Origin of the sequence: Fulvivirga ulvae (assembly GCF_021389975.1) — a bacterium.
GTDB lineage: Bacteria > Bacteroidota > Bacteroidia > Cytophagales > Cyclobacteriaceae > Fulvivirga > Fulvivirga ulvae.
Genome location: NZ_CP089981.1, coordinates 5,781,958 through 5,804,801, shown reverse-complemented (window position 1 = coordinate 5,804,801; position 22,844 = coordinate 5,781,958). Strand labels below are relative to the sequence as shown.

Annotated in this window: 17 protein-coding genes; 10 read left to right on the top strand and 7 right to left on the bottom strand. The window is 41.8% G+C overall.

The window, feature by feature from the left end:
• The first annotated feature begins 58 nt into the window (after positions 1 to 58).
• The 6 genes from pnp to LVD17_RS24390 all read left to right on the top strand — a co-directional run bounded on the left by pnp (position 59) and on the right by LVD17_RS24390 (position 7,512).
• The gene (gene pnp, locus LVD17_RS24415; RefSeq protein WP_233762270.1) at positions 59 to 2,194 is read left to right on the top strand and encodes a polyribonucleotide nucleotidyltransferase; all 2,136 of its coding nucleotides are present in this window, start codon (positions 59 to 61) and stop codon (positions 2,192 to 2,194) included.
• An 88-nt stretch (positions 2,195 to 2,282) separates the two neighbouring features.
• Positions 2,283 to 3,146 (top strand): sigma-70 family RNA polymerase sigma factor, encoded by an 864-nt coding sequence (locus LVD17_RS24410; RefSeq protein ID WP_202855188.1) that lies wholly within the window; start codon positions 2,283 to 2,285, stop codon positions 3,144 to 3,146.
• 155 nt (positions 3,147 to 3,301) lie between these two features.
• Positions 3,302 to 4,252: a thioredoxin-disulfide reductase gene (gene trxB, locus LVD17_RS24405; protein WP_233762268.1), complete on the top strand. Its 951-nt coding sequence runs from the start codon at positions 3,302 to 3,304 to the stop codon at positions 4,250 to 4,252.
• Between the two features lie 364 nt (positions 4,253 to 4,616).
• A complete protein-coding gene (locus LVD17_RS24400) occupies positions 4,617 to 5,279 on the top strand; it encodes a SatD family protein (RefSeq protein ID WP_233762266.1) in 663 nt (220 codons plus the stop codon).
• Positions 5,276 to 5,998 carry a DUF3307 domain-containing protein gene (locus LVD17_RS24395; RefSeq protein WP_233762264.1) on the top strand — a complete coding sequence of 241 codons (723 nt, stop codon included), beginning with the start codon at positions 5,276 to 5,278 and terminating at the stop codon, positions 5,996 to 5,998. Before LVD17_RS24400 ends, LVD17_RS24395 begins: the two co-directional genes overlap by 4 nt.
• A 119-nt stretch (positions 5,999 to 6,117) precedes the next feature.
• A complete protein-coding gene (locus LVD17_RS24390) occupies positions 6,118 to 7,512 on the top strand; it encodes a GAF domain-containing protein (protein ID WP_233762262.1) in 1,395 nt (464 codons plus the stop codon).
• A 51-nt stretch (positions 7,513 to 7,563) separates the two neighbouring features.
• Here the strand turns inward: LVD17_RS24390 and LVD17_RS24385 are convergent, their stop codons facing one another.
• The 4 genes from LVD17_RS24385 to LVD17_RS24370 all read right to left on the bottom strand — a co-directional run bounded on the left by LVD17_RS24385 (position 7,564) and on the right by LVD17_RS24370 (position 10,009).
• A complete protein-coding gene (locus LVD17_RS24385) occupies positions 7,564 to 8,451 on the bottom strand; it encodes a glycosyltransferase family 2 protein (protein WP_233762260.1) in 888 nt (295 codons plus the stop codon).
• Positions 8,452 to 8,713: 262 nt separating this feature from the next.
• Entirely contained in the window at positions 8,714 to 9,109 is a 396-nt protein-coding gene (locus LVD17_RS24380; protein ID WP_233762258.1) for a SpoIIAA family protein, read from the bottom strand.
• Between the two features lie 48 nt (positions 9,110 to 9,157).
• A complete protein-coding gene (locus tag LVD17_RS24375; protein ID WP_233762256.1) occupies positions 9,158 to 9,748 on the bottom strand; it encodes a HutD/Ves family protein in 591 nt (196 codons plus the stop codon).
• Positions 9,749 to 9,823: 75 nt separating this feature from the next.
• Positions 9,824 to 10,009: a hypothetical protein gene (locus LVD17_RS24370; protein WP_233762254.1), complete on the bottom strand. Its 186-nt coding sequence runs from the start codon at positions 10,007 to 10,009 to the stop codon at positions 9,824 to 9,826.
• A gap of 458 nt (positions 10,010 to 10,467) precedes the next feature.
• Here LVD17_RS24370 and LVD17_RS24365 point away from each other — a divergent pair, with 458 nt between their 5' ends.
• Both LVD17_RS24365 and LVD17_RS24360 read left to right on the top strand, forming a co-directional pair.
• Entirely contained in the window at positions 10,468 to 11,226 is a 759-nt protein-coding gene (locus tag LVD17_RS24365) for a DsbA family protein (RefSeq protein ID WP_233762253.1), read from the top strand.
• 5 nt (positions 11,227 to 11,231) lie between these two features.
• The gene (locus LVD17_RS24360) at positions 11,232 to 11,750 is read left to right on the top strand and encodes a hypothetical protein (protein ID WP_233762252.1); all 519 of its coding nucleotides are present in this window, start codon (positions 11,232 to 11,234) and stop codon (positions 11,748 to 11,750) included.
• Between the two features lie 29 nt (positions 11,751 to 11,779).
• Here the strand turns inward: LVD17_RS24360 and LVD17_RS24355 are convergent, their stop codons facing one another.
• Both LVD17_RS24355 and LVD17_RS24350 read right to left on the bottom strand, forming a co-directional pair.
• On the bottom strand, positions 11,780 to 12,481 hold the full coding sequence (locus LVD17_RS24355) for an autotransporter domain-containing protein (RefSeq protein WP_233762251.1): 702 nt from the start codon (positions 12,479 to 12,481) through the stop codon (positions 11,780 to 11,782).
• 90 nt (positions 12,482 to 12,571) lie between these two features.
• Positions 12,572 to 13,777 (bottom strand): DUF763 domain-containing protein, encoded by a 1,206-nt coding sequence (locus LVD17_RS24350; RefSeq protein ID WP_233762249.1) that lies wholly within the window; start codon positions 13,775 to 13,777, stop codon positions 12,572 to 12,574.
• A 108-nt stretch (positions 13,778 to 13,885) separates the two neighbouring features.
• On the opposite strand from LVD17_RS24350, the gene LVD17_RS24345 reads away from it, so the two are divergent.
• Together LVD17_RS24345 and LVD17_RS24340 are read left to right on the top strand one after the other, a co-directional pair.
• The gene (locus tag LVD17_RS24345; protein ID WP_233762247.1) at positions 13,886 to 15,781 is read left to right on the top strand and encodes an ATP-binding protein; all 1,896 of its coding nucleotides are present in this window, start codon (positions 13,886 to 13,888) and stop codon (positions 15,779 to 15,781) included.
• 142 nt (positions 15,782 to 15,923) lie between these two features.
• Positions 15,924 to 17,648, top strand: coding sequence for a DEAD/DEAH box helicase (locus LVD17_RS24340; protein WP_233762245.1), 1,725 nt, complete (start codon positions 15,924 to 15,926; stop codon positions 17,646 to 17,648).
• An 8-nt stretch (positions 17,649 to 17,656) separates the two neighbouring features.
• On the opposite strand, the gene LVD17_RS24335 is transcribed toward LVD17_RS24340, so the two are convergent.
• Positions 17,657 to 22,834 (bottom strand): ATP-binding sensor histidine kinase, encoded by a 5,178-nt coding sequence (locus tag LVD17_RS24335; protein WP_233762244.1) that lies wholly within the window; start codon positions 22,832 to 22,834, stop codon positions 17,657 to 17,659.
• Positions 22,835 to 22,844: the final 10 nt, after the last annotated feature.

Genomic DNA, 22,844 nt, shown 5'->3' with positions numbered 1-22,844 from the left:
TGTTTTTCCTTTAACAAGCGATCCCACCTAACCAATATTTTATAAACAAAAAGATAATATGCAACTTAACGTTATTAACAAAACTATAAATTTACCTGATGGGAGAACCATCACTATAGAAACCGGTAAACTGGCCAAACAAGCCGACGGTTCTGTAGTAGTCAGAATGGGTAACACCATGCTGCTAGCCACTGTAGTATCAAGTACTGAAGTTAAAGAAGGAGTTGATTTTCTGCCTTTGTCGGTAGATTATCAGGAGAAATTCGCTTCATCTGGGAAAATACCAGGTGGTTTTCTGAAAAGGGAAGGCCGCCTTTCTGATTACGAAATTTTGATCAGCAGATTAGTTGACAGGGCCATTCGTCCGATGTTCAACGATGATTATCACGCTGAAACGCAAATTGCTATCTCACTTATTTCAGGGGATGAAGAAGCATTACCCGATGCTCTCGCTGCCCTTGCCGCATCAGCTGCCCTTGCTGTTTCCGATATTCCTTTCAACGGACCAATTTCCGAAGTCAGGGTTTCAAGAATAAACGGAGAGTACATCGTTAACCCTACTTTGTCGCAAAACAAGGAAGCTGATCTTGACCTGATCGTAGCTGCTACCATGGATAACATTCTTATGGTGGAAGGTGAGATGAAGGAGGTTTCTGAGGATGACATGCTTGAGGCTATTAAAGTAGCTCATGAGGCTATAAAGGTACAGTGCCAGGCTCAGCTTGAGCTTATGGAAGAAGCCGGAAAGACTGAAAAGAGGGAATACAGCCACGAAAATAACGACGAAGAGCTGAAAGCAAAAATGCAGGCGGAGCTTTATGATAAAGCTTATGCATTAGCTAAAGGACAAGGCTCTAAACACGAACGCTCTGAAGGATTCAAAAAACTGAAGGAAGACTTTCTCGAAAGCCTGCCGGAAGAGTATGAACTTGATGAGTTCATGTTTGCAAGATATTTCAAGTCTATACAAAAAGAAGCAAGCCGAAACCTGGTATTAGACGAGAAACAACGACTTGACGGAAGGAAGCTTAACGAAGTAAGACCTATATGGTCTGAGGTTAACTATCTGCCATCTACCCACGGATCTGCTGTATTTACCAGAGGTGAGACCCAATCGCTCACCACTGTTACTCTGGGCACAAAAATGGATGAGCAGATGATCGACGGCGCTATGTTCGAGGGGTCTAACAAATTTATGCTTCATTATAACTTTCCCGCTTTTTCAACGGGTGAAGTAAGACCTAACAGAGGTCCGGGCAGACGAGAAGTAGGCCACGGTAACCTTGCGTGGAGAGCACTTAAAGAAGTGTTGCCAACTGAAAATCCTTATACCATTCGTGTGGTTTCTGATATCCTTGAGTCCAACGGGTCATCTTCAATGGCTACGGTATGTGCAGGCTCACTGGCACTGATGGATGCCGGTATTCAGATTTCGGCACCTGTATCAGGTATTGCCATGGGTATGATCTCAGATAGTAAATCTGGTAAATTTGCCATACTTTCAGATATCCTGGGCGATGAGGATCACCTCGGAGATATGGACTTTAAGGTTACAGGTACAGAGAAAGGTATTACGGCTACTCAAATGGATATTAAAGTAGATGGCCTTTCTTATGACGTTTTAAAGCAGGCTTTGGAGCAGGCTAAAGAAGGCAGACTTCATATTCTCAACGAAATGAAGAAAACCATCGCTCAGCCTAATCCGGATCTTAAGCCTAGTGCACCTCGTTCAGAAGTGCTCACTATCGAAAGAGAAATGATCGGAGCAGTTATCGGGCCTGGAGGAAAGGTAATCCAGGAGATACAGAAAGAGACCGGTGCTACGATCGTAATCGAGGAAGTTGATAACAAAGGCGTAGTAAGCGTATTTGCTGTTGATAAAAATTCAATGAACGAGGCATTGAAGAGAATAAAAGCTATCGTAGCCGTACCTGAAGTAGGGCAGGTTTATGATGGTAAAGTTAAGTCAATCATGCCTTTCGGTGCTTTCATCGAGTTTATGCCTGGCAAAGATGGCCTGTTACATATCTCCGAAATTAAATGGGAAAGAGTGGAGAATATGGAAGGTATTCTCGAAGTAGGAGAGGAAGTAAAGGTGAAATTAGTTGAAATTGACAAGAAAACGGGTAAATTTAGACTATCTAGAAAAGTACTGTTACCGAAACCTGAAAAAAAGGAGCAGAGCAGTAATTAATTCTGCTCTGACTTTTGTCATTTGGAACTAAATTTTATAAAATTGGTGTTTGCGTAATGGTCGATAGTGAAATTTATAAATAACTTGAATGAGACAGCTTAAGATTAGCAAGCAGATCACGAACAGAGAGAGTCAGTCGCTCGATAAATATCTGCAGGAAATAGGTAAAGTCGATTTATTAACACCAGATGAAGAAGTAGAGCTGGCTCAGCGGATAAGAGAAGGAGATCAATTAGCACTTGAAAAACTGACCAAAGCAAACCTGCGTTTCGTAGTATCTGTTGCCAAACAGTATCAGAATCAGGGATTGTCGTTGGGCGATTTGATCAATGAGGGTAATCTGGGTTTGATAAAAGCTGCTCAGCGATTTGACGAAACACGTGGTTTCAAGTTTATTTCATATGCAGTTTGGTGGATCAGACAGTCTATCCTGCAAGCTTTGGCCGAACAATCAAGAATTGTACGATTACCCCTTAATAGGGTAGGTTCTCTAAATAAGATATCTAAAACGTTTTCTGAACTGGAGCAAAAGTACGAAAGAGAGCCATCGCCTGATGAGTTGGCAGAAGTGCTTGAAGTAACTACTGCGGAAGTGGTGGATACCATGAAAATTTCCGGTCGTCACGTGTCTATGGATGCACCTTTTGTCCAGGGAGAAGAAAACAGCCTTTTGGATGTTCTTGAAAATGATCTGGAAGAAACTCCGGATTCGGAGTTGATGAATGATTCGCTGAGAAGGGAGGTTCAACGTGCACTATCTACATTAACACAGCGAGAGGCTGATGTGATTTCGCTGTACTTCGGGTTAAATGGAGAGCATTCTATGACTCTTGAGGAAATAGGAGAGAAGTTTAACCTTACAAGGGAGAGAGTACGTCAGATAAAAGAAAAAGCAATACGCAGACTAAGGCATACATCCAGGAGTAAGGCATTGAAACCTTATTTAGGATAGTTATGACCACATAAACAAAATCAATTAGGTCTCATAAACAGTGGGACCTATTTTTTTTAGTTTTGCGCCGGGTTGGCAAGGAGATGGTTCGAAAGAATTAAAACTTAGGAAGAATAACTTTTGTTAGGTTGACAGGAAAAAACGAATTAATTATAATGACACAAGAAAAAGCTAAAGTACTGATTATTGGATCCGGTCCGGCCGGATATACTGCTGCCATTTATGCTTCAAGAGCTGGTTTGAACCCAATTATGGTTACAGGTGGCCAGCCAGGTGGCCAGTTGACCACTACCAATGATGTGGAAAATTATCCGGGTTACCCGGAAGGTATTAATGGACCTCAGATGATGGTGGATTTTCAAAAACAGGCAGAGAGATTCGGTACGGATATCCGTTATGGTATGGCTACAGCGGTTGATTTTTCAGGTTATCCCCATAAGGTGACTATAGATGATAAATATGAGATTATTGCTGAGGCCGTGATTATCTCTACCGGTGCCAGTGCAAAGTACCTGGGGCTGCCTTCTGAAGAAAAATATTATAATAAAGGTGTTTCTGCCTGTGCGGTTTGTGACGGATTCTTCTATAAAGGTAAGAGTGTAGCCGTAGTAGGTGGTGGAGATACAGCAGCTGAGGAGGCTACTTACCTGGCGAACCTTTGTCCTAAAGTATATTTGCTGGTCAGGAGAGATGAACTACGAGCGTCCCAGATAATGCAAAATAGGGTGAAAAATACCAAAAATATTGAAATCCTTTGGAACACAGAGACTGAAGAAGTTCTTGGAAATGACGAGGAAGTAACAGGAGTTAGGGTTCTAAATAACCAAACAGGAGAAACCAGAGAGCTTGATGTACAGGGCTTTTTTGTGGCCATTGGTCATAAGCCTAACACTGATATTTTCAAAGGTGTGCTGGATATGGACGAAGTGGGGTATCTTAAAGTACAACCGGGAACTTCAAAAACAAATATAGAAGGTGTTTTTGCTACCGGAGATGCCGCCGATAAAATCTACAGGCAGGCTGTGACCGCAGCAGGTACTGGCTGTATGGGTGCTCTGGATGCTGAGAGATTTCTGCAGGCAAAAGAAATGGAAATGGCAGAATAGGCCATTTTAAAAAACAGAAGACAAAACCCACCCGGCCCCGGATGGGTTTTGTTGTTTTAAAAGCAGTCTGATTTCTGCCAATTCTGTTGTCGGGTGTGTTTTTTATAAGCAATGTAGCAGCATGGTTGCTTCTGAAAGTCTTCGTAAGACTATTATTAATAGTCATTTATTTTGGCTAGTATTGGTTAATGGTTATTTCTGATCATTAATATCCTTTTAAAGTTATTTCAATTGATTATAACCTGTAGGGGTTATTAAAAAACTTCGTTAAAGTATAAATAACCTTCAGAGGTTATATTTCTAATATATAACCTTGTGAAGTTATAATAAAATGCTATCTTTAGATTAATAACTTTTAATACTGATGGTAGCTGTATTAACCGGAGATATCATAGCGTCAAAGAAAATAGAAGAACGTGCCCAATTAAATGAGGTGCTTAAGGAGTCTTTTTACATTGTAGAGCATAAAGTACTCAAAAGGCGCGGTTCTTTGGAAATCTACCGGGGTGATAGTTTTCAGGGTATTATAGAAAATCCGGAAAAGGCCCTGTTGGCAGCTATACTCATCAGGGCAAGGCTGCGTGCCTGGAATTATACTGATCCTCATGATGCAAAGCCTTTGCAGACGCTCCCGGATGCCCGAATGAGCATAGGCATAGGAGCAGTGAGTTATAAAGGAGACAAAGTGGTGGAATCTGACGGAGAAGCATTTCAGTATTCAGGCCAGCTACTGGATACCATGAAGCAGGCAGGTTCAGAATTAGCTATTCGTACACCTTGGGAAGACGTCAATGATGAGCTGGAGGTAGTATGCAAACTTTTGGATGCCATCATCGGGAGATGGTCTTCGGCCATGGCAGAGGCAACCTGCCTTTATCTTCAGGATGAGGTCACACAACAGGAGCTTTCTGCCAAGCTGAAAATCTCCCAGCCCGCTGTGCATAAAAGACTGGCCTCCGCAAATATAGATGCGGTGGTGGCTGCTTTAAACCGATTTCAAAAACTTATTACCAAAAAACTCAAATGATAGCGTCTGCAGGAATTCTACTCAGATTACTGATTGCCCATCTGCTTGGAGATTTCTTTCTTCAACCCAGGTCGTGGGTTAAGGACCGTAATAAGCTCCATTTGAGGTCGGTGAAATTATACCTGCATGCACTTATCCATGCTGTGCTGGCTTGGCTTGTGCTATGGGACATCAGTCAGTGGCATGTTGCGCTTATCATATTCACGTCACATCTGCTGATCGATTTACTAAAGTCTTATCAGCATGGCCGCAATACCCTGTGGTTCATTATAGACCAGGCTCTTCACGTTATTGTCATCATATGCGTTTGGCGATGGTTTTTGGTAAAAGATCTTGAACTTGATATAATCGCTTTTATCTCCGAACCTAAAAGATTGTATGTTATAGCGGCTTTTGTTCTTCTGTCCCGCCCAGCTTCGATATTTATTGGGATAGCTACTCAAAAATGGAGAAAGGAGGTAGAAGATGATAAGAAAAAGACCCTTAAAGATGCAGGCTTATGGATAGGAATGATAGAGCGCTTTCTGATCCTTATTTTCATACTTATGAAGCAGGATGCCGCCATAGGATTTCTGCTGGCAGCGAAATCAATATTCAGATTTGGGGATTTGAGGAAGACCGAAGAGAAGAACCAGACGGAATACTTACTCATCGGTACTTTTCTGAGTTTTGGTATGGCTGTAGTTGTTGGTTACCTCTTACGTTTGATCGGGGTTTAGTAGCGGGTACAACTTTTCGCAGACAATATTTATCATTTTTTGGGTGTATTATTTTAAAGTAATCATTATTTTGTCTCTTACAATTTATAACCTATTGCTAGCAGAATTATATGAGTAAAATGGCTAATATCTGGAACAGGCTCTCACACATTGGGATAGACGAGGGAATGGATTTCCAGTTGCAGCACAGGGTGATCCTGTCAAACCGGTTGGGGGCGATCATCAGCTCCCTGATCATCGTGTTTATGGTTATGTTTTCTTTTAGGGAAAATACCAATTTCCTGCTGATGGTTACAATTCTGGCTTTTACTGTGGGTATACTCGTTTTAAATTTCTTTAAGCTTCACAGCATCTCCCGGCTATTGGTAAGTATCATACCAGCTTTAGGGGTTCTCTGGATTAATCTTTCTATTAAGCTCAGCCAACCCGAGAATGTGGAGATTATCCATTACGTTTCGCCAAGAATGTTTATAGCGAGTAGTTTGGTTTTGCCTTTTACCTTATTTTCTACCAGGGAAAGGACTATGATGGGGATAGGTCTGGCGTTTATTTTAGCTGTTGTATTACTTTATGACCCCATACATGAGATGCTTAACGTGAGCTATGAACAGTTAAATATAACTTCGGAGCAATACGGAGTGGTTTATGAAGATATGTTTTTGGTTATTATTATGCTACTGAGTTCATCAGTTTTTCTGTTCAACCTGAACAATCTCTACGAGAAGAAAAACCTAAGTTTGCTTGAAGAAGCTAATACCAAAAATCAGGATGCACTAAAAAGTGAAGAAGAGCTTAAAAAAACACTGAAAGAGGTTGAGATCGCGAGGGCAGAGGACGAGAAACGTAACTGGGCTACCAAAGGGCTCGCTGATCTGGCGTCTTTGTTGCAATCAAAAATGGATCGAGAACAGCTTTATGATAAATTGATATCATACCTTGTTAGCTACCTGGGCATCAACCAGGGAGGCCTGTATATTATCAATGATGAAGATGAGGACGCCATAACCATTGATCTGGTAGCGAGCTATGCATACAAGCGCAAAAAGTATGTATCCAACAGCTATGAACCGGGGCAGGGGCTCATCGGTCAGACTTACCTGGAAGGAGAAACACTTCACTTAAATGAAGTACCACAAGGATATATTTCCATAACTTCCGGCTTGGGAGAGGCTACACCTTCCAGTATTATCATCGTGCCTCTAAAAGTAAACGAAAGAACGGAAGGAGTGCTGGAGCTGGCTTCTTTTAAAACATTTGAACCACACCACATCCAGTTTCTGGAAAATGCAGGAGAATCTATTGCTTCTTCTATATCCACAAATAAAGTTACGGCCCGAACAGAGAGCCTGCTCAGCTCTTCTCAGCAAATGACTGAAGAAATGCGTGCTCAGGAAGAAGAAATGCGGCAGAATATGGAGGAGCTTTCTGCTACACAGGAAGAGATGGCGCGTAAGGAAAAGGAATATATTGCACGTATTCAGGAGCTGGAGACGCAATTGGGCGAAGTGGGATAAACTTGCTTGCTTAGCAGGGGCGTCAGAAATTTTTCGTTATATTCATTACTCTTAGGCGGTCGTACCCTTAGCCTTTATCAGGAGTGTATAAATACTATTAAACAGGCCTTGTAACCGGCGTACTACCAGTTTACACCAGAATATAGTAGTATTCATCAATCTATAGCTAAGTGACTTCAGACTTTTTAAGTTTGGAGAGTCGTTTAAATTACGGTAAGCTGTATATAACAAGGCGGACATTTCTTTGTGAAGAAAATCCGGATCTTCCAATATTTGTTCCATGAATAAGGGTTGCGGACCTACATCATGATAATTTTCCTCACTCCATTGAAATCTTAATACGGTGAGAGAAGGAACTACGTCAAATGACATGTGTCTTAACCTGGCTTCTTTAAGAAAAGCAACCCGGTAGTCGATAAATTGTGAATGTGTTTCCTTCCAGTAATCGAGGCGTTCCGCAGCAGCTTTGTTGTGAGTAAGAGTACTCAAAGCAGGCGCATAGTGTTTTTCCTGTGGCATAGGTATAGATACATCTGCATGAGTGAATGAATATTTGCACTCCATGATAGAGAAGCCAAAATCCGTTGAAGAAGACTGAAGGTGCCGGACATGATCATTGAGGTGGTTTGGTAACCACACATCGGTATCTTCAAGGTAAGCAATATAATCTCCTTTAGCTCTTTTTATTCCTTCATTGTATGATTTTGACGGATGTGGGTGATAAAGGGGCAGATTATACCAGTGCACTCTTGGATCTTTCATGTGATTCTGCACTATACTTTCAGTATGGTCGGTGCAGTTGTTTCCAATGATCCAAACTTCAAAGTCATCAAATGTTTGCCATAATACACTTTTTATCGCATATTCCAGTGTATTTGCATTATTGCGTGTCGCAATTATTACAGTGACTGAAGGGGTTTCAGGAGGTAAAGTGTTCATTTATTATGCTTTATTGATCATACATGATTATAATATCAATTAAAGCCTGAAAGACACTGTCCGGAACTGAAAGTCTAAGTTAAATATTGCTTTGGTAATATGAAAAGGAAACGTCTTTTGTTAAAATTTATTTTGGAGTAATTCTGATTTCAATATTACCAGCTCCCTTAAAAGACTTTATTTAAGAAAGTTAGGATATACAGGCATCAATTCCTAAAGAACTGCACCACTTAAGGAGACACTAAAACCTAAAGGGTTATGGTTATGTTTCTGTTTCAATAAGCCAGTCTCTGGCCTTTTCTATATTATTGAACACTTTGATAGATATTTCCTGATTGATGTGAGAAGAGATACTTTCAATAACATTGCTGTTAAAAGTACTAATGGGCTTTAAAAGAGCAATGGCTCTGAATCCAAACCGTATGGCTCTGGGTAGGAAATAGCTGATCAGCCATTCCTGATCTTCCTTGTCAATCAAGAGCATATGCTCAATGTCAGCTAAAACTTTATTTGCATTGTTTTTAATAAGCAGGTTAAGCATCAGCTCAGTGCCTTCTCTGAATTCAGCACTTGAAATATAACCTTCCCACTTCATGTTGACCCAATTTTGAGCAGGATCATATTGTATGTTGTAAGCTCGTTTGGATAGTACAGCCATGACCTGAATGATTAGTTACTGTAGTAAACTCAAAAAGGCCCGACTTGTTTACTGTGTGGTAAGATTAATATTGGCTATTACAACTTCCGTGTTTGTTAAGGCCCGGATGATGGGCATCTGATTATTGCTATCAAGATCTTCCATCCATAGCAGGGAGCCTCCTTCTACGGATCCCGCACCCTTTTCTTCCATTTGGAGTGCTCCGTAGAGTACATAGCAGACAATTATCGTATTTTTTTGCAATTTCAATCTTAGACAGGCTTTCGGAGCCAATTGTACTCCTTTCAAAGTACCCTGGGTACCAGGGGTGGTCATCAGGTTAAAATCCGTTGCTCTGCCAAAGCTTGTTGTTATCCAGTCTCCCTGGAAATTGTCGGATTTAAACTTTGTAAGCTTTGATGTATGATGTCCTTCATGGGTTAGCTCCAGGTTTCCGTCCAGAACCATTAAGGTGCGGGAGATACCGGGTAGGGATGTGAAAACGGATTTCTCAACATTGACCGTGGCTATACTAAGCCGGAAGTCAAAGTTTAGGGCCTTATAATTACTTCCCTCAGGATAAATCATCAATTCGGTGGTGGTTCCTCCGGCCCATGATGTAGTTGTAAACTGTGACCTGTGAAGTATTTTAATGCTCATGCCCCTTCTGATTTTAGGATAATTTGAAAGCTCAAATATATGTACCGGTATTTTTTCGGACATTATTGCAATCAACTATTTTCTCGAAGGACGTTCTTTTTTATCAGGGAAAGGAGTATTAGGTTCCTTAGAGGGCCTTGTTGCCGGCTCATCAGGCTCCTCTTCCGGATCCTCTGGCGGGATTTTTTCCGGGAAATCCGGATCAGGGATTATCTCTGGTGGCTCTGAAGGTTCAAATTCAGGTTTTTTGGGCTTTTTCATGCGAATCACGATTTATTATGTTTAGTACTTAACTCTTTATTAATTAAGTACTCTTAGTCATAGTTATGTGCTTTCTTATTAAAGAAATTTTTTGTGCCTTTTGTTCTCTGATACTGCTTTTTTTACAATCGTCATTGGTTTTATGCCGCCCACACATTTCCGCTGTGTAATAATATCAACTGGCAAAGTGCATTGCCTGCCACGCGAGTTTTTATCAATTACTTTATAAGTAATTGATATACAAATGTTTATTGTTTTAAGAGCTAATGGCATGAAATTGTTGATAGCTATATTTGCTGAATACTGATACTGAAACCTAAGGGCAAAGTCACGTCATGTGGAAGATCTGCTAGTCAGTGGGCGCTGTTAAGGACGCGTTACGCGCTTTGCAGTGCTTCATTTATCAATGGAGCAAGTATAACGAGCATGAGGAAGTTAAATGAGGTATGGCAACAACGATGGATAACACAAAAAAAATTAAGATAGAGTATTATACAGACCCGCTTTGCTGCTGGAGTTGGTCATTTGAGCCGCAGTGGAGAAAACTGAGGTATGAATACTCTGACAGCATAAGTTGGAAGTATGTGATGGGCGGGATGCTGACTGACTGGACTACTTATAATGATACAGTAAATAGCATTAGCAAGCCCTCACAAATGGGGCCGTTGTGGAAGGAAGCCAGGCATGTGTCAGGTATGCCGATCAATGACAAGATATGGGTAGAGCATCCTCCCAGATCTTCTTATCCTGCATGTCTTGCTGTAAAGGCTGCCGAGCTACAGGGGCTAACGGCAGGCGACCGCTTGTTGCGCAAGATCCGGGAGGCTGTTATGCTGAGAATGATGGATGTTTCTGATAAACAGGTACTGTTGCAGGTTGCTCTCGAGTTAAGGGAGGAATATCCTGATGCGTTGAACTACACCCAGTTTGAGCGAGATATTTCATCTAAGAGATCAATTAATTTGTTAAAAGCAGACCTGCGCAAGGTGAGATCGTGTGGCATTTCGCGCTATCCGTCGCTGGTGTTCCGCAAAAAAGGAAAGAAAAAGATAATTGTTACGGGATACAGGCCATATCATGAACTGGTGGAAACCATCTATAAAATACAGTCGGATATTATGCCGGCCAATAGTATCAGACTACAAGATTATAAGAAACAATGGGGTAACCTTACCGCACGTGAAATGGCTGAGGTAGAGGGCACTGCAAAATATTAAATACAATGATAAAAGCCATAAAAATTCTTTCTGCTGCAATCGTAGGCACGAGTGCCATGACCGCATTCAGCTATGCTATGGCAGTTCAAAAACAAAAGAAGTTTGAGGAGCCGGTATTGTTAAATAAATTGATCAGAAGAATGATGCCGGTGAACAAACTTAAGCCTGATGATGAGGGCTTGACAGGCTGGTGGCTGCATTATGCTGTTGGCGTTCTGTTTTTAGTGGTTTTTGACCATATGTGGAGGAAAGGAAAGGTCAAGCCTTATTTGCCAAATACTCTATGGCTAGGTGGTTTGGCCGGTTTGGTGGGGATTGGTATTTGGAAAGGTACCTATAAAATTCACCCCAATCCGCCTGAGGATATTGATCTGAAATCATTCTACGGCCAGCTTTTTGTAGCACATTTGATCTTCGTGGCTACTGCTGCGTTCGGACATCGTCTGATAAAGGAACCAGAGGATTGTTCAGGTGGCACGAATGATTACAGGATGAACACTAAGGAAGGCAACCCTCCTGTATAAACTGAACGGGAGGGCCACTCAATCAATGATTAAAAGTAGTAGTTGATAACAATGATCTGATCGAATGAAAATTGGTTGATTAAATTAAAGTCAAGATTGTTTCTTTCCAGTGATTGACTTAACGTGTCCTCTGTTGAAGTGTTTCGTGTCTCCTTATCCAGAAACTGTTTACTAAGTACCACATTGGCCAGGTTGGTTTCTAAAGAGAACCTTGGGCTGATAAAATAGTAGAGACCAAGACCAGTGCTTAGATTTATCTGATTGGAAGTACTTTCTGATGATGAAATGTAGGTATTACTTGTATTTTTTGATTCATCATGACTACGGCTGTAACTGAGTGATGGAATTAGGTAAGCTCCGAACTTTTCGCTAACCGGCCAGTATTTTTTTAGGAAAATACCCGCGCCAATGCTAAAACCATCTTCTTTTGTTACCTGAAGATTATCAATAGTACCCTGTTCTCTCTGAAGATCTGTACTTGAAATCTGAAGATTCAAACCTATAGCCAGACCATCTTTAATAAACTTACCGGAATAAGGAGAGAGCGAATATCTCATATAATCATACTTGCTTGCATTCAGGTCATCATCATCCAGAGATTCGTCACGGGTGGAAAAACCGATGCCACCTCCAATGTAATAGTTCCCTTTTTGCAGCCTTTCCTGACTGTGAAGCTCAAATTGAATAAAACTGATCAATAAAATTGAAATTAACATAGCTTTGTTTTTCATGGTATAGTATTTTTAGTTAAAAATTTGTACTATAACAATAATTGAGCCATGATGTGAGATAAGTGTTATGAAATTAATAAAATGCTGAAATCAGCTAAAAATGCTAAGTTGGCCACTGGGAGGTTTGGATTTCCCAAACACGGTGCGACCTCCGTATTTGTATGAATCGATTCTTTCTTTTTCAATTATTTTTTCAAACCGTTCCGGTGAAGGTCTGAAGTCTTTTTCAAACTTAACGGATAGCTCATGTAGACTTTTAATGGCCTTCTGTTTATCAGAATGTCCAATTTTTGCTTTTTCTACAGAAGTCTTCAACACGTGGATGGTCTGATCATAAACTTTGGTTGGTACAGGGAAGGGATGGCCGTCTTTTCCTCCATGGGCAAAACTGTAGCGGGCGGGATCAGAAAATCTTGAAGGCGTACCATGGATAACTTCGCTAACCAAAACCAGAGACTGCAAGGTGCGCGGACCCAGGCCATTGATCATGAGCAAATCTTCAAAGGAAGTAATCTGGCCGCTGTTGGCGAGAGCCAGTACACTACCAAGCCTTTTGAGGTTTACATCACTGGCCCTTACGTCATGATGACGGGGAAGTATGATCTTCCTTATCTCATTCATCATGATGTGAGAGGATTCGCCGGAAATGGCAAGTATCCCTTCTTTTGTTTTGGAGGCTTCTCTGGCCGTTAAATTCAGGATATAGCCCTTGTTGATGCCACAAATCCCGGTATGAGGTTCCTCTGAAAACGACCTTACCTTTGCCGAGTGCCAATGATACCTTCTGGCCATGCCGTTGCTATTATTCATTCCTTGTTGTACTACTGCCCATTCACCTTCACTGGTTACTATGAAAGAATGCAGGTATAGCTGGTAACCATCCTGAATGGCGGTATTATCGATTTTGGCGCTCAACTTACTGTGCTTTACCATATCAGTACCATTAAAGCCAACCCTCTCGGCCAATTGTACCAGTTCATCCGGAGTCCTGCGCGAATGTTTTCCCCTGCCTCCACAGACATATATTCCTAGCTCCGAGGCTATTGGGTTAAGACTTTTTTTAAGTGCGCCCATTACTGATGTGGTAATGCCGGAAGAGTGCCAGTCCATGCCGAGTACACAGCCAAAGGATTGAAACCACATGGGATCACTAAGCCTGGTCAGAAACTCAGATTTTCCGTATTCCAATACAATTGCTTCCGTAATGGCACCACCTAATTTCGCCATTCTCTCTGCCAGCCAGTAGGGTACCTTGCCACCGTGCAGCGGCAGGTCTGCATGTCCTGAACGTCTCATTTGGCTAAATTACTAAAAATATTAGCAATTCAAATTAAGTTCTACAGGATTATAATTGATTAAATGCTGTAATTATACTACATTGATCTACACGCTATGTACTAAAGAATGTACAACAAGTTCTATATACAGTTAACTATCTTTCTTGCTTCCTTTTTATCGCTCACCGATGCTTATTCTTCGAAGGATACTGTTGTGGATAGTCTGAAAGCTCTCTTGCAGCATGAGTTACCGGCAAAGAGCAGAGTTATGATTTTATCGGAATTAGGAAGGGAGTACATTTTTATTGACATTTTTCAGGCTTTCGACTATGCCCGGCAATCATTAGAGCTGGCTGACAGTATCAATTACACCCTTGGCAAGGCACATGCTTTAAGAACTTTGGGCTCCGCACTGGGTGAAAACCGGAACTATATGCAGGGAGTCAAGATGCTTCTGGATGCCCTCGAAGTATTTAAACAGGAAAATGATGTAATTGGTGTAGCCAATTGCTATCTGTCATTAGGACTGCTACATCAAAAGGGAGGAGCTTTTGACAAATCAAGGCAATATGAGCTGCTGGCAATGGATCTGTACAGACAGGAGAATAATCAGGAAAGGCTGGGGGCTATTTTAAACAATATCAGCCGGAGTCACACAGAGCTTGGTAACTATGATTCAGCCAGATACTATATAACAGAGGCCATTAAAATTAATAAAAACAGGAATCTGGCGGTGCTATCGAGCAACTACAGAATACTTGCTATTATACACCGGCATCTCGGAGATGTTGATAAAGCAGAAGAATACCTCAACACGGTGGTTCGGATTTCGGATTCTCTGGAAGAAAAGGCCAACAGCCAGGCGCTTGCCGAAAGCCATCTCGTACTCGGTGATATCATGATGGGAAGAAGCAGATATGCAGATGCCGAGGTTCATTTGAAAAAAACAATAAGTATAGCTGCGGCACATGGCTACCTGGACTTACTTAAAAAAGCATATTATGGCCTGTTTAACCTGTTAGGACAACGTCGTGACTATGAGCAAAGCAGGAGCATGATGAAGGAATTTATAAAAGTGACGGATTCCATTTTGCATATTGAACAGGAAAACAGGCTTGAAATGGTGCAGTGGTATTATCAGAATAGTCTGCAACGGAGCCAGGTAGATATGCTTCAAAAGGAAAAGTTCTTAAGTGATGAAATTATTTCCAGACAGCGAATCAGTATAATATTACTTGTAGTTACCATTGCGCTGGCCGGTCTTTTGATTTTTGTGGTGGTAAGGAATGGAAACAGGCAAAAAAAGTTGTCTGAGAAACTTGCAGAGGCTAATTCAACAAAGAATAAGCTGTTCTCTATTATTTCACATGACTTCCGGTCACCTATCAACAGCATATTGGGCGCTTCTATTTTTTTGAAAAACCATGCCGATAAACTATCCAAGGATGATCTCAGGCGTATGTCAGAGGACATGCACAAGTCGATACTTAACACCATGCGTTTTACAGAAAATATTCTGACCTGGGCGCGTAGTCAAATGGCTGCTATAAAGCCCAATCCGGTTAATTTTAACCTGAAACAGGTCGTGGAAAACGTTTTGGAGATACTCGATGACCAGGCACACGAAAAAGGGGTAAATGTGAACAACATGATTACCCGGGATTATAAGGCATATGCTGATAAAAACCAGATTGAAACTGTAATCAGGAATTTAATAAATAACGCCATCAAATTTTCAGCGGCAGATGACATGATAAAGGTGGCAGCATCCGAAAAGAAAGAGCTTATAGAAGTAACAGTGGTAGATTCCGGAGTGGGTATGAGTGAGGAAATGTTGGATAATCTTTTCAGGATTGATACCAGGAACAGTACCAGGGGTACATCGGGAGAGATAGGTACCGGCCTTGGTCTGATTATTTGTAAGGAATTTGTAGAAAATAATGCCGGGGAACTGAGCGTAGAAAGCAGGCTGGGAGAGGGGAGCGTTTTTAAATTTACTATCCCGTCCAGCACTGATCAGTGAACTTAATTTTCATGGTCAGGGTTTTAGGCTTGCTGCCAGCTGCAGGGATCAGACTATCATCTGATTAAATATAAATATCATTAACCGTAGCCACAATCCAATATAATAAGGGTAACTTTGCGGCTTAATAAAATAATATCAATTGACAAATTTTTCAGATTTAGGACTTTCTCCATCGTTGTTGAAGGTTCTTCCGGAGTTAAATCTAGAAACTCCAACAAAGATTCAGCAAAAAGCTATTCCCATACTTATTAACGAAGCCGACAGAGATTTCATTGGACTTGCCCAGACAGGTACCGGTAAAACAGCAGCTTTCGGGCTTCCTCTGCTGGATGCAATAGATGTTGATGCCAAAGGTACCCAGGCACTGGTGTTGGCTCCTACCAGAGAGTTAGGGCAGCAAATTGCTCAGCAAATCCAGGCATTTTCCAAATACTTAAAGGGGGTGAGGGTTCAGGTTGTATATGGTGGAGCTGCCATTACACCGCAGATCAAAGCTTTAAAAAATACTCCTCACATTATTATTGCCACTCCGGGCAGGTTGCTTGACCTTATTAAAAGAAAAGCTATTAATCTCAGCGCTGTAAAACATGTAGTGTTTGATGAAGCCGATGAAATGTTGAATATGGGCTTTAGAGATGATATTGATGATATACTTTCATATACCCAGGGAGAGAAATCAACGTGGCTTTTCTCTGCTACTATGGCCGGAGAGATCCGTGATATCGTGAATAAATATATGAATAACCCCAGTGAGGTGAAAATTGATACCGGCACCCTGGTTAATCAGAATATTGATCATCAGTACTTTGTAACCAAGGCTAAGGATAAAACCAACTTACTGGAGCGGATCATTGAGCTGGAGCCTGATATGAGAGGTATTGTGTTTTGCAGAACAAAACGGGACACACAGGAGCTGGCACAACAGTTACAGTCCAAAGGCCTGCCTGTAGATGCCATCCATGGCGATTTGTCGCAAAGCCAGAGAGATCAGGTAATGAAACGCTTCAAAAATCATTCGCTTGAATTTCTGATAGCTACCGATGTAGCTGCCAGAGGGATAGATGTTAATGACCTGACGCACGTTATCCATCACTCCATACCTGATGATCTGGAGTATTATACTCACCGAAGTGGCCGTACAGGGCGGGCCGGGAAAAAGGGTATTTCCCTGGCTATAGTCACATCATCTGAACAGCGTAAGCTGAAATCATTGGAGAAAAGGCTGAAGTTAAACTTCACGCCCTATCAGCTGCCAAGTGCTGTAAAAGTACAAAATGAAAAATTACAATCATGGGCAAAGAATATTGCCCTGCTTGATATAGATACCGATGCAGTGCTGCCCCATAAGGACGATGTAGAACCAATATTCGCCAGCCTTTCCAAATCGGAGTTGATTGATAAGTTGATTATGACCCAGCTGAACAGTATGGGTATTAGCACATCTACGACTAATTTCGAACAGGACTTTGATAAAAATGACCGTGGCGGTAAATCCGAAAAAAGAAGCTCTTCAGGAGGACGATACGAAAGGTTTTTCATCAATGTAGGAGCCATTGACGGGTATGATAAAAAGGACCTCATCAACCTGGTAATTGAAAAGACAGGTATTTCCAAGTCAGCCGTGGGCCCTGTTACCATGGAAGACCGCAGGGCCTATTTTGAGGTGGAGCGCGAAGTTGCCAGGTCAGTAGAGCCGGCTTTCCGTGGGATGGAACTTGATGGCCGGGAAATTCGCGTTAATGGTGCGGATACAGGAGGGAAAAGAAACTCCAGAAGTAGTAAAAGACTTCATGATCATCGGTCTGGCTATAAGAGAGGCGACCGAAACGATCGCTCGGGAAGAAAAGGCAAAAGAAAAAGATAATAAATCAGTTACAGCCACTTTTTAAATTCCACATAAAAAGTGGCTCCCTTTCCTTCCGTGCTTTCACAGCGGATACTTCCCTTCATGGCTTCAACATATTTCTTTACGATTGAAAGTCCCAGCCCGGTGGATTCTTCTCCTGCAGTAGGTTTGGCAGTGAGCTTCTGATAGGGCATAAATAGTTTCTTCATGTCCTTTTCATTAATTCCCGGCCCCTGATCGCTAACCGTTACGCATGCACTCTTCTCTTTTTCTATAATACAGATGTCTACCCTGGTGTCAGAGGGAGAAAACTTGAGGGCATTTGACAGCAGGTTCTCAAAAACCTGTATGGTGTAGTTGTTATCTACGTTTATAAAAACATCAGGGCCTGGTTCAATGGAGAGTTCAATGTTTTTTTCATCCGCAGACAATTGAAAGTTGTTTTTCAACTCTCCCAGTAAACCCCTGAGATTTACCTTTTCATTTTTAAGATCAATTTCTTTGGCTTCAATTGCATTAACATCCAGTATACGGCTGATCATTTCTCCCAGTCTTTCAGTGCTTTCCAATACTTTATTTACGTACTGGCTTTGTTCTTCTGATTTATCCCGGGTAGTAAGCTTAATGAGGTTGACCATCCCTTTGATCTGGTTCAACGGACTGCGCAGATCATGAGCGACAATTTTGATCAGGTGGTTCTTCTCCTCATTCAAGGCTATAAGCTCATGGTTATAATCCTTTAGTATTTCTTGCTGAGCTTCAATTTCCTGGGTCCTTTCAATAACGAGCTGCTCCAGATTGTTATACAGCATGGCATTGTCCAGAGAGACGGCTATCTGACCTGAAAGCAGTTTAAGCATATCCAGACGCTTAGGTGTGAATGCCCCTGCAACCAGGTTATTTTCCAGGTAAATTATGCCAATCAACTCATTCTGTACCAATATCGGAGAGCAAAGTATTGACTTTAGCTCGGCTTTTTGAATGTAAGGGTCGCTGGCAAAACGATTGTCCACATTAATATCGTCGATGATAACCGTTTCCCTGATCCTTGCAGAGTACTGTATAATCGACTGGGGCAGGTCATCAAACTCCTCAGCTTTTATATCATCGAAGATTATGATCTTCTCATCACTTGCGGTACCCCGGGCACTTACAAAAAGATCAGCATCCTTTTTTTGCAAGAGAAAGCCCCTTTCCGCACCGGCATTTTCAATTACAATCCTCAATAGTTTGTCCAGTACCTTTACCAGCTTAATTTCGCTGGCAATAGCAGTAGATGCCTTAAGTATTGTGGAAAGCTCCAGGGTGGAATAGTTGCTTGTGGAATTTGACGAAAGGGAGGTGCTGTGTTTGCTCTTGCCACCAAGCAGATTAATATCCACAATAGGATAGTGCCGTGAAATCTCTTCAGCTTTTGCCGTTGCTCCCCAGTTTAAGTAATTTTCATATGCTTTGCGCAGATAAATTTCATAGGGATATTTATCCGGTTCGGATGCGTAGAAGCTACCGGCCAGCTCATAGCACAAAGCCTCATCATTCAAATAATTGTTGGCAGAAGCGCTGGAAATAGCTTTATCATAAAACAGCCGGGCTTTATCATACCTGCCGGAAGTCCGGAATTTTTCGGCCAGTAGCAGGTAATATTTGTGCTCAAAGTTCATAGGCGCATACTTTGACCACTTTTTCATTTTTCTTATACTATCCTTTATCTTTCTGTTCGCTTTGCTTTTACCGACTCCTTTAAGGCTGGGGAGATTAGCAAAAAGTACCAGTGTCCTGTTAAAATGATAAAGAGGGAGTATAATTGTACCTACCACCAGTTCCAGCTTGCTTTCGAGTTCTTCAGCGTATTCCCTGGCTTTTTCATAGTCTTTGAACATATATGAAAGCACCATACTGTGATATAGTGCATGGAATAATGCTGAAGGATTATTCTTTTTAAAATCTTCGGTCAGTACAGAATTACTGTCAAAAGCCTCTCCGCTTAGTACAGTGGGGTTTTTACTTTTACCGGTAAGGTTAAGCGCCGCCTGCCGGAAAATTTCATTTTGGTAAAAAAGCAGTTCCTGATTGAGGTGTTGAATTTTCTTGCTTTGAGCGCTCATTTCTTCATTGAGCCTCAAAAGATTTCTGCCTGAAAAATAACCGTGGAATGAACGTACCATAAGGGCAGATGCTGCAAATTCATGGTCTCCTGATTCCATGCCATAATGGTAGGTTTCCAGAAGAGGATCGAGCGTAGTATTCAGGTGATTTCTCCAATGATGAACAAAGCAGTGATGTACCAGGTGGGTTTTGGCCTTTACCTTTTCAGCCTTAAACTTTTGCAGCAGCTTCATAGCCAGTTCGCCAAATTTGTAGCCGTCCTTCAGGTTGCCTAATACACCTGACAGAATGATGCTATAGCCGGCGTAGTTAGGTATGGATTCAATGGAATTACCATATTTAATGGAAATTCGGATCATTTTAAAGATCATCAGCGGCAAAAGCTCTGGGGTGGTCCTTGAAATGGCGGAGCCTATACTTGCCATAATATTCATGGCAGCCTTTTTATGAGGATCCGCCATTGCCGGTAGCTGTTCGAGGCGGCGGATGCCGATGCGATTGACCTGTAAAGACGTTTTGATTAGCTCTTTTGCGATTAAAGCCTTGCTGGGTTTTGAAGGAAGATGCTCTCCAAGCTTACCCAAAGTATCCAGCGCCAGTTCAATTGCCCTAAGTGCCTGATTTTGTGCAATGTACACTTCAATTCTAATCTTTATGGCTTTTATCTGGTCAAGGGTTGAGGTGGCATTGGAGATTACCTTTTCTATATGGGCGTCTGTTGCGCTAAACTGGCCAGCTAAAAAGCTGGCCTCGGCTGCTCCCGTATGCACGGCCAGGGCAAGGTCATAGTAGCGGGTCCAGATGTTTTCTTCACTATACCTGAGTGCTGCACCATAATACTCCAGTGCATTAGGATAAGCTGCAGAAGCTTTGGCCAGGTTTCCCGCCTCAAAATTCAGCCTTGTTAATTCGTATATATCATTTTTACCGGTATAAGCATCTACACCACTGTTTAAGTGATACGTAATGTCAAATATGAGTCGCTCCGAGTGATCCCTGGTGTTTTTATCTAAAAGGTATTTACCCGTTTTCCAATGGATCTTCTTTCTGTCTGGTTCAGAAATGGATGAGTATATAGATTGCACTATGCGGTCATGGACAAATGTATACTGAGTCTCCGGTTTACTAACCGACATCCCTTTCCTTTGCGAAGAGATAGTAAGCTCCTGAATTAGGCCCTGTCTTATAGCCGGATATAGCGTGCGCCTGATCTCCGTTGGAGACTTGCCATGCAAATGTGCCAGTAACGTGAGGTCAAACTGCTCATTATAACAGGCAGCAAACTCCAGCACACTACGACAATCCTGATCGAGGTTTTTGATTCTTTTGGTTAGTAACACAATAACGTTGTCAGTGACCTGAAGCGAGTTGATCCTTTTCAGGTCCCACTGCCAGTTCTGCGCAGTACGGTCAAACCATAGCAGTTTTTCATCATATATAGTTTGGAGAAATTGGTGCGCAAAGAAAGCATTGCCCTGGGTTTTTGAAAACGTGGCCTCGGCCAATTCAACAACATCTCTATGTTTGCAGCCGAGGGCATCAGCAATAAGCTCGCTCAACTGATGAACTGTCAACCCTTCGATAGACAAATGCCTGGCATTGGAATCAGGGAGCAGGTGATCACCTAATTCATTGGTTCGGTAAGTACCTATGATCAGCACATGAGAGATTGCACTATCCGAAGTGATGGTTTTTAGCAGAGCTACAGAAGCAGGGTCAGCCCATTGCAAATCATCGATAATCCATACCAGCGGGTGTTCTACCGAGGCAATAGCATCAATAAATTGCCTGAAAATATAGTTAAACCTGTTTTTTGTTTCTTCAGGATCAAGGTCAGCTATTTCAGGCTGGCTACCAATAATAAGCTCAAGCTCGGGTATTACATCCGTAAGCAGACGCCCTTCGTCGCTGACAGCGGCCATAATTTTTTGTTTCCATGCTTTGAGCTGCTGTTCGCTCTGTATTAAAATGTTATCTGCAAAAACCTTAAAGGCCTGGGTCAGGGCGTGGTAGGGTTTTTCATGATGAAGCTGGTTAAACTTGCCGAATATAAAATTACCTCCCCGCTCTATAACGTTGTTTCTTAATTCAAATGTAAGGGTTGACTTACCGGTGCCTGCATCACCTGAGATTAAAACAGTTTCGCTATTTCCCTGGCATACCCTTTCAAAAACCGACTGAAGAAACATAATCTCCTTGTCACGGCCATATACTTTTTGAATTATTCGTGGTGTATCGGAATGATCATTTTCACCGATCTTAAAAGTACTGATACTGCCATTGTCCCGAAGTTGCTCCAGGCATAAATTAAGATCATCCTTCAGGCCGCGGGCAGATTGATATCGATCATCCGCATTCTTAGCTAAAAGCTTACTGACCATATTTGACAATACCTGAGGTATGGATGGGTCTCTTTCGTGTACTGCCTGAGGTACCATTGCGAGGTGAGAGTGAACCAGCTTCATGGGATCATCATCCGCAAACGGAAGCTTGCCGGTCAGCCATTCGTAAAACAGAACTCCTAATGAGTATAAGTCTGACCTCTTATCTATGACGCGGTTAACACGCCCTGTTTGCTCAGGAGAAATGTGCGAAATAGTCCCTTCCAGGTGCTCTATATTAGTATGCAGGGCTGTTTGCTGTCTGAATTTTGTCGCAATACCGAAATCGATGATCTTTATCTCATGGTCATCATTGATAAGGATATTGTGCCCGTTAATATCTTTATGGATGACGTCATGTTCATGGATGTACCCTATGGTCTCGCATATCTTGATCCCAATTTCGAGGAATTCCAGCAGGTTCGGCGGCTGTTTGGCTATAAAGTCTTTAAGGGTTTTGCCTTCAAAATACTCAAGGACAAGTGCCGGACGGTGATTGACCTCAATTTTCTTAACAGGCTTCCTTACTCCGTCAATATTGATCTGCGACAGGAAGTCGTACTCATTGATCAACTGGTTTTCTGCAGCGTATGAATTATTATCTTTCTTATAAATTTTTATAATTACAGGCTCACCAAATTCACTTTGTTCATTTAAATAAATCAGTGAACTACCACCTTCAGCTATCTTTTTTGATTTATTTAGAACATGCTCCATATATGCAGGC

Bases quoted from the DNA above. Each gene is read 5' to 3' on its own strand.
- trxB (WP_233762268.1), top strand. From the start codon at position 3,302: ATGACACAAGAAAAAGCTAAAGTACTGATTATTGGATCCGGTCCGGCC.
- LVD17_RS24365 (WP_233762253.1), top strand. From the start codon at position 10,468: ATGGATAACACAAAAAAAATTAAGATAGAGTATTATACAGACCCGCTT.
- LVD17_RS24385 (WP_233762260.1), bottom strand. From the start codon at position 8,451: ATGAACACTTTACCTCCTGAAACCCCTTCAGTCACTGTAATAATTGCG.
- LVD17_RS24410 (WP_202855188.1), top strand. From the start codon at position 2,283: ATGAGACAGCTTAAGATTAGCAAGCAGATCACGAACAGAGAGAGTCAG.
- LVD17_RS24345 (WP_233762247.1), top strand. From the start codon at position 13,886: ATGTACAACAAGTTCTATATACAGTTAACTATCTTTCTTGCTTCCTTT.
- LVD17_RS24380 (WP_233762258.1), bottom strand. From the start codon at position 9,109: ATGGCTGTACTATCCAAACGAGCTTACAACATACAATATGATCCTGCT.
- LVD17_RS24375 (WP_233762256.1), bottom strand. From the start codon at position 9,748: ATGAGCATTAAAATACTTCACAGGTCACAGTTTACAACTACATCATGG.
- LVD17_RS24390 (WP_233762262.1), top strand. From the start codon at position 6,118: ATGGCTAATATCTGGAACAGGCTCTCACACATTGGGATAGACGAGGGA.
- LVD17_RS24335 (WP_233762244.1), bottom strand. From the start codon at position 22,834: ATGGAGCATGTTCTAAATAAATCAAAAAAGATAGCTGAAGGTGGTAGT.
- LVD17_RS24355 (WP_233762251.1), bottom strand. From the start codon at position 12,481: ATGAAAAACAAAGCTATGTTAATTTCAATTTTATTGATCAGTTTTATT.
- pnp (WP_233762270.1), top strand. From the start codon at position 59: ATGCAACTTAACGTTATTAACAAAACTATAAATTTACCTGATGGGAGA.
- LVD17_RS24400 (WP_233762266.1), top strand. From the start codon at position 4,617: ATGGTAGCTGTATTAACCGGAGATATCATAGCGTCAAAGAAAATAGAA.
- LVD17_RS24360 (WP_233762252.1), top strand. From the start codon at position 11,232: ATGATAAAAGCCATAAAAATTCTTTCTGCTGCAATCGTAGGCACGAGT.
- LVD17_RS24350 (WP_233762249.1), bottom strand. From the start codon at position 13,777: ATGAGACGTTCAGGACATGCAGACCTGCCGCTGCACGGTGGCAAGGTA.
- LVD17_RS24395 (WP_233762264.1), top strand. From the start codon at position 5,276: ATGATAGCGTCTGCAGGAATTCTACTCAGATTACTGATTGCCCATCTG.
- LVD17_RS24370 (WP_233762254.1), bottom strand. From the start codon at position 10,009: ATGAAAAAGCCCAAAAAACCTGAATTTGAACCTTCAGAGCCACCAGAG.